The sequence below is a fragment of the Collinsella aerofaciens genome, assembly GCF_040926185.1.
GTDB classification, from domain to species: Bacteria; Actinomycetota; Coriobacteriia; order Coriobacteriales; family Coriobacteriaceae; genus Collinsella; species Collinsella aerofaciens_BC.
On record NZ_JBCOIQ010000026.1, the window covers coordinates 1 to 13,029 of the forward strand.

12 protein-coding genes are annotated in these 13,029 nt (G+C 56.2%); 8 read left to right on the plus strand and 4 right to left on the minus strand.

Features of this window, described 5'->3' with window-relative positions:
• Positions 1-195: 195 nt before the first annotated feature.
• The 4 genes from AB5750_RS08980 to AB5750_RS08995 all read right to left on the minus strand — a co-directional run bounded on the left by AB5750_RS08980 (position 196) and on the right by AB5750_RS08995 (position 4,665).
• Positions 196-1,284, minus strand: a complete 1,089-nt coding sequence (locus AB5750_RS08980; protein WP_368146144.1) for a M24 family metallopeptidase — start codon at positions 1,282-1,284, stop codon at positions 196-198.
• A gap of 128 nt (positions 1,285-1,412) precedes the next feature.
• Entirely contained in the window at positions 1,413-1,811 is a 399-nt protein-coding gene (locus AB5750_RS08985) for a DUF1667 domain-containing protein (RefSeq protein ID WP_368146143.1), read from the minus strand.
• A 3-nt stretch (positions 1,812-1,814) separates the two neighbouring features.
• A complete protein-coding gene (locus tag AB5750_RS08990) occupies positions 1,815-3,203 on the minus strand; it encodes an NAD(P)/FAD-dependent oxidoreductase (RefSeq protein ID WP_438266025.1) in 1,389 nt (462 codons plus the stop codon).
• 1 nt (position 3,204) lies between these two features.
• A complete protein-coding gene (locus AB5750_RS08995; RefSeq protein ID WP_368146142.1) occupies positions 3,205-4,665 on the minus strand; it encodes an NAD(P)/FAD-dependent oxidoreductase in 1,461 nt (486 codons plus the stop codon).
• An 884-nt stretch (positions 4,666-5,549) separates the two neighbouring features.
• Between AB5750_RS08995 and AB5750_RS09000 the strand changes: the two genes are divergently transcribed.
• From AB5750_RS09000 to AB5750_RS09035, 8 genes are all read left to right on the plus strand, one after another.
• Complete coding sequence (locus AB5750_RS09000; RefSeq protein WP_006234085.1) at positions 5,550-5,981, plus strand: double zinc ribbon domain-containing protein; 432 nt, start codon at positions 5,550-5,552, stop codon at positions 5,979-5,981.
• 237 nt (positions 5,982-6,218) lie between these two features.
• Entirely contained in the window at positions 6,219-7,982 is a 1,764-nt protein-coding gene (gene thrS / locus AB5750_RS09005; RefSeq protein WP_368146141.1) for a threonine--tRNA ligase, read from the plus strand.
• 325 nt (positions 7,983-8,307) lie between these two features.
• A complete protein-coding gene (locus tag AB5750_RS09010) occupies positions 8,308-8,898 on the plus strand; it encodes a hypothetical protein (protein ID WP_368146139.1) in 591 nt (196 codons plus the stop codon).
• Positions 8,899-8,982: 84 nt separating this feature from the next.
• Positions 8,983-9,684 (plus strand): sugar transferase, encoded by a 702-nt coding sequence (locus tag AB5750_RS09015; protein ID WP_271759665.1) that lies wholly within the window; start codon positions 8,983-8,985, stop codon positions 9,682-9,684.
• Positions 9,685-10,518, plus strand: a complete 834-nt coding sequence (locus AB5750_RS09020; RefSeq protein ID WP_271747783.1) for a glycosyltransferase — start codon at positions 9,685-9,687, stop codon at positions 10,516-10,518.
• 4 nt (positions 10,519-10,522) lie between these two features.
• Positions 10,523-11,515, plus strand: coding sequence for a glycosyltransferase family 2 protein (locus AB5750_RS09025; RefSeq protein ID WP_368146138.1), 993 nt, complete (start codon positions 10,523-10,525; stop codon positions 11,513-11,515).
• A gap of 194 nt (positions 11,516-11,709) precedes the next feature.
• On the plus strand, positions 11,710-12,825 hold the full coding sequence (locus AB5750_RS09030) for an EpsG family protein (RefSeq protein WP_271747781.1): 1,116 nt from the start codon (positions 11,710-11,712) through the stop codon (positions 12,823-12,825).
• On the plus strand, positions 12,818-13,029 hold a 212-nt coding region (locus AB5750_RS09035; protein WP_368154984.1), incomplete at its 3' end, for a glycosyltransferase family 2 protein. The genes AB5750_RS09030 and AB5750_RS09035, both read left to right, overlap by 8 nt.

A 13,029-nucleotide genomic window follows, 5' to 3' on the forward strand; every position in this document is an offset into this window, starting at 1 on the left:
AAATCGCGCGCTGTTGACGCGCCCCCGCAGTGCCCGCTTCCCCCAAGGACAATTATCAGTGCAGGTAGAAGGCTTGCCGATTTTCAAAAAAGAGCCGCATGGTCGACCCATGTGGGTTAAACGTAGTAGATGGGCCGTTTTCGTGGCAGAGCGTCAGCGGGATGTGACAAAGGGACTGTCCCTTTGTCACATTGGCTAGTCTAGGCGGGCTGGATCGTGGGGGTAGGCGTTGAGGATCTCGACGCCGGTCTCGGTCACCAGAGCTAGGTCCTCGATGCGGACGCCGGTGCGGCCGGGTAGGTAGATGCCCGGCTCGATGGAGAAGGTCATGCCCGGCTCGATAACCTGCTCGTTGACGAGTGAGACGTCGCCCGGCTCGTGGTCCTGTAAGCCGATCGAGTGGCCCAGACGATGCGTGAAGTACTTGCCGTAGCCTGCGTCCTCAATCACGTCGCGTGCGGCACGGTCCAGGTCGCACATGCGCACGCCCGGCGCGATGAGCGCCTCGGCGGCCTCGTTGGCACGGCGCACAATGTCGTAGATGCGTGCCGTCTCCTCGTCCGGCTTGCCCCAAAAGAACGTGCGTGTCATGTCCGAGCAGTAGTTGCGATGGCGTCCGCCAATGTCGAACAGCACAACGTCGCCGCGCTTGAGTACGGTGTCGTCGGGCTCGTGGTGCGGATCGCCGGCATTGGCGCCAAAACTCACGATGGGCGGGAAGCTAAATCCTTCGCAGCCGTGCTTGCGATACAGGCCGAGCATCTGGTCGGCAATCTCGCGCTCTGTCACGCTCTCGTGGACGAGCTTGATGGCGTCGGTCATCACGGCGTCGTTGGCGGCCGAGGATACGCGCATGAGCTCCTGCTCGGCAGCGTCCTTGTACGTGCGCGCTGCCGTTACGGCAAAGTCGCCCAGGAAGAACTCGCTCGCGGCATGGCGATCCATGAGGGGCATCAAAAAGCCGGAGCGCATGACGGTGTCGATGCCGAGTGGCTTGGCCGGATCGATCTCGCGCGCGATGGCGTCGGCCACGACGTCGGTATCGGTGTGGTAGGCCACGCGGGCATTGTCGTAATCGGGCAGCTGATGCAGCGCGTTGACGAGAATCACCGGCTCAGCATCGCGCGCGAGCAGCACGCCGCAAAAACGCTCGAACATATCGGCATAAAAGCCGGTCAGGTAATAAATCGACCACGGGTCATTCACAAGCAGCTGCGCGCCGGGGTGCTGAGCCTCGAGTGCATCGAGCACGTGCGCCACACGCTGGTCATCGACATGTGCCATGAAACATCCTTTCGCTAGGGTGCCACCATGGTATCCCATGCCTGGCAGCTAGGGACGTTCCTTTTCTGCCGGCACCTGGGGACACTCCTTGCAAAAGCAGCTAAAAGAGCCCGTCCCAAATTTGTTGCTTAGGCTGGGTCGATGTCCATGCTGGCGACTAGGTCAATGTTGGTGCCGAGAAGATCTTCCAGCACGACGTCGCCCATGCGGATGGGGGCGTTGACGACTAGACCTCGGATGAGGGCCATGGCCTGGGCGTGGAGTTCTAGCGGGATGGCTTCCGCGGTGCGCACGGGGAGCAGGGCTTCGTTGCCGCCGGAGACGGCCACGGTCGTCGTGAGCACGCGCATGGGGCAGGTGAGCTCCTGATGTGCGAACTTATCGCCGCGCGGGCAGTTGTTGCCGACCACGGATCGCACTTCCACCACGGCGCCATTGGCGTCGCGCTCCACCTCTACGGCCAGAAGGCACTCGGATGGGCAGGTCGTGCAGTTGAACTGCAGCGTTTCGCTCACGTTATCGCTCATAGTTTATGCCTCCTCGACGGGATCGACGGATAGGACAATCTCGCTGGCACCCAGGTCGAGCGCTTGTTGGATGACCTTTGCCGGCAGAGGGAAGCTTTCCATAACGCTCGGCTTAAACGCGCGGACCTTGCCGGCGAACAGTTCCTCGCCGTTTGCCAAGATCCTCACGCGGGCGGCATCGACTGGTCGGCGCACGCGGAAGTTCAGCTTGGTGAGCGCCACGGCCGTAATGCGTCCTGGCAGCGCGTAGCCCGCGATGCCGGCGGGGGAGACCGTGAACTCGCAGCCTGTGCCCGCAGCGCACGCCTCGGCGCCGCCCAACGCCCACGCCGCCGCTGCCACACCGGCGCGCTCGGACTCGGTCGTCACATTGTCGGCCAGGTCGTGCACGTGCAGCACGTTTCCGCAGGCAAAGATGCCCGGCACGCCCGTCTGCAGGCTCTGATCAACCACGGCGCCGCGCGTGCGCGGGTCAAGCTCTACGCCCGCGGCAACCGAAAGCTCGTTCTCGGGAATCAATCCCACCGAAAGCAGCAGTGTGTCGCACGGAACAATGCGCTCGGTCCCCGGAATGGGCGCCAGGTGCTCGTCGACCTGGCTTACCTCGACGGCTTCCACGCGCTCGTGCCCAATCACGCGCGTGACGGTGGACAGATGTAGCGGAATGCCAAAATCGTCCAGGCAGTTCTTGACGTTGCGGCGCAGGCCGTTGGCGTACGGCATGAGCTCGTACACGCCCTCGACGGAAATCCCCTCGAGCGTGCAGCGACGTGCCATGATCAGCCCGATGTCGCCCGAGCCCAAGATGACAGCGCGCGAGCCGGGCTTGAGGTTCTCGATATTGATGTATCGCTGCGCCAGGCCCGCCGTAAACACGCCGGCGGGTCGGCTGCCGGGGATCTTGATCTCGCTGCGGGTGCGCTCACGGCACCCCATGGCAAGGACGATCGCGCGCCCGGTGAGCTGCAGCATGCCGGCAGGGCTCATGAGCGTGACGGTATGGACTGTGGCGGTTCCCGCGGCCTCGCCCGTGCTCAGGTCGCCTGCGCTCGCGCTCTCGCCTGAATCAATCCCAAGCACCATGCTGTTCAGGAACAGCGCAATGTCGGTCGCGCGCACCTGGTCGATAAAGCGCTGCGCGTACTCGGGACCGGTGAGTTCCTGTTTAAAGTGCGACAGGCCAAAGCCGGGGTGGATGCACTGGCGGAGGATTCCGCCCAGGTGCTGCTCGCGCTCCACGATGGCCACGTGGGCGCCGGCACTATGTGCGGCAAGCGCAGCCGCCATGCCAGCGGGTCCGCCGCCGATGACGACCACGTCGAAGGCCTGCGTCGACACCGACGCTACAGCTCCGGCCTCCGCGCGTCCGTCGCGCATATCAAACGTCGCCATCCTAGCGCACCCCCTTTAGCGGTCCCTCAACCAACCAAGATCCGGTATCCTCCAACAGCACCTCGCTGGGGTCGCAGCCCAGCTCTCGGGCAAGAATCGCCACCACGCGGCTCTGGCAAAAACCACTCTGGCATCGACCCATGCCGGCACGGCAGCGGCGCTTGACGCCCTCGACCGAGACCGCGCCCGGCTGGCGTCGGATCGCGGCCACGATCTCGGCCTCGGGTACTGTCTCGCAGCGGCAGACAATCTGACCCCACGTGGGATTGGACTCAATGAGCTCCTCCTTGTGCGCCAACGGTGCGCGGTCAAAGTCGTCCGGCGCGCGGCGAATTGGGTTCCAGTCTGCCCGCTCGTGCAGCTCCACGCCCGCCTCACGCATCACAAGCTCCATACGCTCGGCAATGGCCGGCGCGCTCGCCACACCCGGCGACTGAATGCCCGCCGCCTGGAAAAGCCCCGGCACCACGGCCGACTGTCCAATAAAGAAGTCGTTCGTTCCCTGAATGACCGGACGCCCGCCGGCAAACGCGCGCACCACACGTCGTGTATCCAGATCGGGCACCAGCTTGCGCGCGCCGGCTAGCAGCGCGTTCACGTCGCTCGCATAGGTTTGCGTGTCACCCGGCTCGCGCACGGCGACCGTAGCGGTGATCACGGTGTTGCCATGCACGGTGCCCGTCACAATGACGCCCTTCGACACCGGCGTCGGCACCGGGTAGAGCGGCATCAGCGTGCGCGGCTCCTTGTCCAGCACCACGATGTTGCCTTGGCGCCAGACCATCTGGAACTCCTCGGCGCCCGTCATATGCGAGATGTCGGCGGCGCCGTTGCCCGCGGCGTTGATGAGGTAGCGGCAACGCACATCGCCGGTGGGCGTCACTAGCGTAAAGCGCGCAGCACTATCGTCCTCGCCGTCAGCAACCTCAATCGCCTCCACCGGCGCGGACCGCATAAACGTTACCCCGTTGGCCAGGGCGTTCTCCAACGCGGCGATAGCCACTTCAAATGGGTCGACAAACCCGGTCGAGGGGCACCACAGCGCGCACGTGGCGTCGGCACTGGCGCGAGGCTCCAGCTCGCGGATGCGCTCGGGACCAATAATCGACAGCTCGGGCACGCCGTTGGCCAGGCCGTTCTGGCGCAGCTGCTCCAAGTGCGCACGGTCCTCGTCGTTAAAGCCCAGCACCATCGACCCGGTGCGGTGGAACAGAAAGCCCAGCTCCTGGGCCCACGTGCTATATAGCTCGCAACCGCGGGCGTTGACCTGCGCCTTTACCGTGCCCGGAGCCGGATCGTAGCCTGCGTGCACCAGGCCGCCGTTGGCTTTCGACGCTCCCAGTGCGATGTCGTTGCCCGCCTCGACCACGCAAATGGACAAGTCATAGCGCGCGAGCTGCCGCGCGATGGCGCACCCGGTGATGCCCGCGCCCACAATCGCGATATCAAACGTTTCTGCCACGGTGCCTCCCAGACGAGTTGACAGGATGTCAATAGGACTATCCTACGGTCTGCACACCCCCAGTGCAGCGGCAATGCGGCGAACAGCCCCGCTGTATCCGCCAACGGCAGTCGAAGGTGCTCCGTGTTGACGATGGCCTCGTCTGTCACCTTCGGTTTCGGAAGTTTGTCTCGTTCTGTAACAGTAAGCAGAAGAACTGGGTTCTAGATGTTACAGATCGAGATGATTGCCAGACGGCCCCTCCGTTTGTCTTGATTTGTAACAGTAAGAGGAAAAAATCGGTCCTATGTGTTACAGATTTAGATGAACCTATCAGTCGGTTTCGAATGTCTAAATCTGTAACGGTTAGACCTGTTTTTGCCGAGTTGTTGTTACGGATCGAGATTTAAGTCGGGGAAAGAATAGTTTGTCTAAATCTGTAACATCTGGGACTGTCTTTGCCGAGTAACTGTTACAGATTGAGACATTCGGCCTGGACGTTTTCTTTTGTCTCAATCTGTAACAGTTAGCCGATGATTTGGGTTGCAGATGTTACAGATCAAGACAAATCTTCCGACGGATTATGAATGTCTCGATCTGTAACAGTAAGAGGGGTTTTGGGGCCCATGATGTTACAGATCGAGATTGAAGTCGGGGAGGGATCCCTGTGTCTCAATCTGTAACAGCAAGATGGGAAATTTGGTCTCGGTCGTTATAGATCGAGACGTTTGCTCGGCGGCCTCCCTTTCGTCTCGATCTGTAACATCTAGACCCGAATTCCGCTCCTAACTGTTACAGATTGAGATGTTTGTGTCCGCGCCAGCCCCGTACCTAGCCGTAGTCCCATATAAACAAACCCCGTGGTAAACTTGACCGAACTGTTAATATTCCGAAAGGTACCCGTAATGTCCAAGTACATCTCCGAGCTCATGTCGCCGCAGCTTATGGGCGTCATCTATGCCTTCGTGGGCTTTATCATCGCCCTGTACGTGCTGTCGGTCGTCTATGTGTTTATCGACGCTCGCCGCCGCGGCGCCAGCGCCTACGTGGCATGGGGCATCATCGCCCTCATCCCGTTTGTGGGTCTCATCGCCTACCTGGTTCTGCGCCCGCATTCCTACGCGGCCGACCGCGAGGAGCAGGAGCTGGACATGGCCCTGCGCGAGCGCCAGCTTGCCCAGTACGGCACCTGCCCACAGTGCGGCGCCCCCATCGAGAAGGACTTTGTCGTCTGCCCCGTGTGCGACACCCAGGTTCGCAACGTGTGCCCCAGCTGCCATCGCCCGCTCGACGCGCACTGGAAGGTCTGTCCCTACTGCCGAACTCGCATTCAGTAACGCATCCATCGCCGGGCCGGCCGTAAGCCACGGGCAACGCGCGCCACGCGCAAGCCGCACGCGCGCTCCGCACTCCGCCCCCACACGATGAAGCATGCGTAGAAAATCGCCCGCCGTGCCATTAAGGTGCGGCGGGCGCTTGTATACCAAGGCAACCTGCCTATAATGATGCAAGTCAAAAACGCCGATCGCATCGCACGCACTTGCAACAGGCATCCGAGAGGAGAAAACATACCCATGAAGGCACTCTACAATGACGGTTCGGTGGCCGAGCTCCCGCAGGACGAGGTCACGCACGTCATCCGTCACTCCGCCGCGCACATCATGGCGCAGGCCATCAAGCGTCTCTATCCCGAGGCCGACTTTGCCTACGGCCCCGCGACCGACAACGGTTTTTACTACGATGTCGACCTGCCCGAGGGCGTCAAGATCAGCGAGGACGACTTCCCCGCGATCGAGGCCGAGATGAAGAAGATCGTCAAGGAGAACCTCAAGTTCACCGTGTACGAGAAGCCCCGCGCCGAGGCCATCGCCCTTATGGAGGAGCGCGGCGAGAAGTACAAGGTCGAGCACATCGGTGACCTGGACGACGACGCCCGCATCACCTTCTACCAGCAGGGCGACTACATTGACATGTGCGTCGGCCCGCACATCTGCTACACCAAGGCCCTGAAGGCCTTTAAGCTCACCGGCGTCTCGGGCGCCTACTGGAAGGGCGACAAGGACAACAAGATGCTCACCCGCATCAACGGCGTCGCCTTTGCCACCAAGGAAGAGCTCGACGAGCACATGCATATGCTGGAGGAGGCCAAGAAGCGCGACCACCGCAAGATCGGCCGCGAGATGGACCTCTTTATGATGCGCGACGAGGCCCCCGGCTTCCCGTTCTTCCTGCCCAACGGCATGATCCTTAAGAACACGCTGCTGGACTACTGGCGCGAGATCCACCACAAGGCCGGCTACGTGGAGATCTCCACGCCGCTCATCATGAACAAGCAGCTGTGGAAGACCAGTGGCCACTGGGACCACTACAAGGACAACATGTACTCCACCGTCATCGACGACGAAGAGTACTGCATTAAGCCCATGAACTGCCCGGGTGGCGTGCTGGTGTACGCCTCCAAGCCGCACTCCTATCGCGAGCTGCCCATTCGCGCCGGCGAGATTGGCCTGGTGCACCGCCACGAGCTGCGCGGCGCCCTGCACGGCCTGTTCCGCGTGCGCTGCTTTAACCAGGACGACGCCCACCTGTTTGTGCGTCCCGACCAGCTGACCGACGAGATCGTGGGTGTGGTCAACCTCATCGACTCCGTGTATCAGAAGTTTGGCTTTAAGTACCACGTTGAGCTTTCCACCCGCCCCGAGGACTCCATGGGTTCGGACGAGGACTGGGCTCGCGCCGAGGAGGGCCTGCGCACCGCTCTGGAGCAGCTGCACATGGACTACGAGGTCAACGAGGGCGACGGCGCCTTCTACGGCCCCAAGATCGACTTCCACCTGGAGGACTCGCTCGGCCGTACCTGGCAGTGCGGCACCGTCCAGCTCGACTTCCAGATGCCGCTCAACTTTGACCTGGAGTACGTGGACGCCGACGGCACCAAGAAGCGCCCCATCATGCTGCATCGCGTGTGCTTTGGCTCCATCGAGCGCTTCATCGGTATTCTGATTGAGCACTTTGCGGGCAAGTTCCCCACCTGGCTGGCCCCCGTGCAGGTCAAGGCACTTCCCGTCTCTGAGAAGAGCCGCGACTACGCCCACGAGGTGTGCGCCAAGCTGGAGGACGCCGGCATTCGCGTGGTCTGCGACGACCGCGACGAGAAGATCGGTTACAAGATCCGCGAGGCCCGCTCCATTGACCGTGTGCCCTACATGCTCATCCTGGGCGAGAAGGAGGTCGAGGCCGGCAACATCTCCGTCCGCGATCGTTCCAACGAGACCGTTCAGATGAGCGTTGACGAGTTTGTGGCCAAGGTGCTCGAGGAGATCAAGACTCGCGCCTAGCACAAACAATACAAGAATTTACAAAGGCGATCGTCCTATATGGCGGTCGCCTTTTTTGTTGTCTATAGAAGAAAAGCCGCAGGTTAGAGCGGCTTTTTTGTTGTGCAAAAAGGTACAGGTTTTTGTAGAGGCGTATGGAGATTCACCCATTCGCGGCGCATTTTGTGCAATCTGGGAAAACGCGAGCAGTTTGCTCGTATAATGAACTCCGTCGAAAGATACAAAAACCTGTACTTTTGCGTCTGCGCCTAGCTGCGAGCGGGAAGCCTGTTCTTAACGCCTCTGCATCCGTGTGCGTCGCGGAGACAAGAAAAGGGGGCGAGAGATGGAACAGACAATGCGGCGCCAAGAGCAGCTGCCCGGTGCCTTTAGTGGCGCTACTACTAACAGCCAGCATGGCCGTGTTCGCTGGTATCTGGTCCACACCCCCAACGGTAAAGAGCGCGAGACCTGCGAAAAGGTCCGCCGCATTATCCCGCACGAGCTGATGCAGGACGCTTTTGTGATGCAAAAGGAGTTCTGGTTTAAGCGGGACGGCGCCTGGTCGCTCCGAACCAAACCCATGTACAAGGAATACTTCTTCGTCGCCACGCGCGATGCCGCCCTGCTCGATAAGGCTTTGGCCCAGTTGAGCTTTGGCTGCCGCATTGCCGGCAACAGGGAGCGGGCCTATGCGCCCATGCCGGACGATGCGCAGGACTGGTACCGCAGCGTGCTCGACGACGACGGCGTGGTGCGCAACAGCGTAGCCCGCATAGAAGACGGCGTGCTGCACATAGAGCAGGGGCCCTTGGTGGGACAAGAGGCCCGCGTAAAGAAGATCGACCGTCATAAGCGCTGGTGCCTGGTAGACGTGGGCGAAGGCGACTCCGCATTTAGGGAGCTGCTGCCGCTCGACGTTCCCAGCAAAACGTAAGGGAGACGTTGCACCAGCTATTCGTTCGCATTTTTGAATTTACCGATTGGGGTATCCCTGGGGAACGAGGACGTAGGTTTGACTGTGGCTGCTAAGGAAATGACAGAGAGCTGTGCATCAATGGGGGATGCACTAGCTATTAAAGAGATTAAGCCGAGCGGTACGCTTGGTTACCGCTTTATTAAGAGGCTGTTTGATCTGGTGTTCAGTCTTTTGATGAGCGTACTGCTGCTTATTCCTATCGCCATCGTGTGCGTGCTCATTAGTCTCGAATCGCCCGGCAGCCCCATGTATACGCAAGAGCGCGTCGGCAGAGGCGGAAGGACTATCAAGATTTTTAAGCTTCGTAGTATGGTCGCCGATGCTGGCGATGTACAGAAGTATCTGAGTCCCGAGCAGCTACATCAGTGGGAAGTCGAACGCAAGGTTGACGATGACCCTCGTATTACCAAGATTGGTCAGTTTATTCGTAAGTGCTCTATCGACGAGATGCCTCAGTTCCTGAACGTGCTTAACGGCGATCTTTCCGTTATTGGACCGCGTCCCATTACAAGGGATGAGCTTGAACAGCACTTTTCCGACGAGGAAAAGGCTGAGCTGCTCTCTGTTCAGCCCGGTATTACTGGTCTGTGGCAGGCAACCGATCGTAACGAGGCAACCTTCGAGAGCGGCCTGCGCCAGAAGATTGAGCTTCGCTATGTCCAAAACCGTTGTTTTGCGATGGATTGGAAGTGCTTTACTGGCACTTTTGGTGCCATGTTTGGAAAGAAGAGAACGGGACGATAGATGCAGACAAACTTTTCTTCTTCTTACAGTGTGTTGATGAGCATTTACAAAAAAGAAAATCCTGCCTTTTTAATTCAAGCTTTAGACAGTATGCTGAATCAAACGGTTTCTCCTGCCGAGATCGTCATGGTCAAGGATGGTCCGCTTACGCATGAGCTTGAAGACGTGCTCCAAGATTATGACTTCCTGCATCCCGGACTGTTCAATTTTGTTTCGTATGAAAAAAACCATGGACTTGGGTATGCACTGCGCCAAGGCATCCTTGCTTGCTCTAACGAAATTGTTGCACGCATGGACACTGATGATATAGCTCGTCCGGATCGTATGGAGAAACAGCTTGCTGCTATTGATAGTGGTCTCGATATGGTCGGAAGCGATGTTATCGAATTCGTCACGACTCCCAATGAACCTGTTGCGGCCACAGATCTTCCCAAGGGCATCGACGCTATACGTTCTTATTCCAAAAGGCGAAATCCCTTTCGTCATCCTCCTATGACGTTTAGAAAGTCGAAAGTCATGGAGGCTGGTAACTACAGTTCCGATTTTCTCTACTTTGAGGATTGGGACCTTTTTAACAGGATGCTCGCATGTGGCTGCAAGGCGGATAACCTGAAGGAACCGCTTGTTGCGATGCGCGTTAGTGGGGATTTCTATGCTCGCAGGGGGGGCTCGCAGTATCTTAAGTACGCTAAAGCATTTAAGCGTGCTCAAGTTGAGCGTGGCTATTTCACAAAATGCGATTATATCTGTTCTTATTTACCGCATGCCGTCGTCTGTCTGATGCCAAATTCCGTTAGAGCGTTGATATATCGTTTTGTTCTCAGGAGGTCTTAGATATATGGCTTCTGATGTTTCTAAGCCTCTGGTTAGTGTCATTGTCCCCATGTACAACGTGGGTATGTTCGCGCTTCCTTGCGTAAACTCATTGCTTGGTCAGACTTATTCGAATATCGAATATATTATTGTGGATGATGGATGTACTGATAATACTATTGATCTTATTGAAGATGCCGTTGGATCAGACACGCGATTTAAGATTTTGCATAAGGAAAACGGCGGTCTTTCTTCTGCTCGTAACTTTGGTACTCAAAGGTGCCACGGCGATTATGTCATGTATGTTGATGGGGACGATTTGATTGATTCGCGAACTGTTGAGTTGATGGTCGAAGCGGCTGACAAGTATCAAGTTTCGCTCGTTATCGGCTCCTTTGCGAAGACGCCTGTTCTTGATAACTATAAGATGGGGCAGAATGTAGAATTCCATGTTGAATCTGGAATTGAGCATTTACGAAAATTACTTTTATTAAGCGGTGAGAGCGGCTCTGCGTGCGGAAAGCTCTTTGAACGATCTCTTATTAACGACCTTGTCTTTCCTGAGGGGCAGCTCTTCGAAGACATGGGCGTAATTGCTAAAATTTGTTCCAAAATTCAAAAGGTTGCATTCTCTGATGCGTGCTTTTATGCATACGTGACGAGACCTGGTTCCATTACAACGCTCAGAAAGCAGGGTTCCAAGCATGCTAAAGACATGGACAGGACTATTGAGACTGTTCGACGATTTGCCGGGTCTGAATTTCAGGGCGAGTTTGAGTGTTTTCAATCATTCTGTACGCTCCGCGTTGCAATGAGGGTTGATCCGGACGGATTTGATAGTAAGGCTGACGCCCAGAAATATTTGAGGAATGCTCGAGGGCTTGCCTGGAGGGCGTCGAGGAACCCATATGCTTGTTCAAAATGGAGGTTACGCTGTGCTCTCTTTTCTATCTCTCCTAGGGTTCATAACGCTTTCTATGCGTTATATGCTGCAATTTCTGGTAAGGCTATCGGGTAACTCCCGTGATAAAAGGTTGATAAGGTGAGTTTTTCTATTAGCGCGCATCTGTTTAACGTTACTGAATGCCATGGCAGCTTTTTGTATAACATCTATTTTCAAGATGTGTTTAACTGCTGTGTTGGTGTTTTCGACGTGGTTTCGACCGGAGGTAAATCGACGGTTTACAAACGATATGCAAAGCAGGTGTAGAGATGCCAATCTATTTCATTGCCTTTGTGTCCCATATTGCATTGCTATATTTTTCGGTAAAGATACCTAATAAGCGCGTCAGTTTTCTTCTAGCGGTTATCGCGGTTCTCCCCCTTTGTTTGGTGGCGGGGCTGCGCGATGCATCTGTCGGTACCGATACCTCGGCATATCCTCTCAGGTGTTTTTACGCCTCGCAGTATTATTCGCTCACAGGTGCTATGGGTGCTTGCTCAGATCAAGAGCCGCTATTCGTAATTCTCTTCTGGATCCTGGGGAGACTGACTGGTGATTTCCACGCTGTTCTTTTTCTTTGTGAAGCCATCGTTCTCCTTCCCTATATTTTAGTTGTTAGGAAGTTGTATCCTCGCGGGTATCCTGTCGTAGGTTTCTTTCTTTGTTTCGTTGTGTTCGGTTATACGTTAAACATAATTAGGCAATGTCTTGCTACTAGCATGCTCGTCATGATGCTCTATGAGCTGTTCCGTGAGAAGCGCGTCCCCGCTATTGTTTATTTGGCTCTTGCAGTTGGCTTTCACAAAATGTCTATCATAGGACTTTTAATTTGGATTATTTATATTTCATGCTTCAACCGCAGACACGAACGTTCATACAAGACCGTTGCACTTCTTGCATGCGTTGGCGTTATCATTTTTGCTATTTGTGTGATTATGATTGGACCGGATGTAATGGAGCTCGTGTCTCTATTTACGTCGTCATATAGCTTTCAGATCAAACACGCTGGAATGGGCTCATTTAATATCACAATGCTTATTTATTTTCTATTTTGCCTTGCTATATGGATGTTGGGTAGTAAGGGTTTGACCACGAGCATTGATCGATGGACACTTAATTTTTATACGAGCTGTGGCATAATTTCTTCCTTATTCGCTCAATTTGCGAGCATCAGTCCTGAGCTAATTCGACTCAGTTTCCCTTTTCTTTTCATTTCAGGTTTGGTTTACCCCTTTTTATCTGAAAACCTTGGTAGAGAGCGGTTTCTAACTGGAACTCTGGGCTTTTTATTTTTCGTGTTTTATTTTGTCATTACGTTTGTATATGGCGGCAGCTGCGATCTTTTTCCGTATTCGTCGGCGCTATTAGGAGTTATTTATGCATGACGAAACGCCTGACATCAGTATTGTTGTACCGGTATATAACACCGAGCGTTTTCTTCCCGCTTGTCTGGAATCTATTGATATTCAAGGGACCGGCTCTTTTGAGGTGATTCTTGTGGATGATGGTTCCACCGATGGATCTCCCGAGATTTGCGATGCTTATTGCGATAAGCGTGAGAGAGCCTTCGTTATTCATAAGGCCAACGA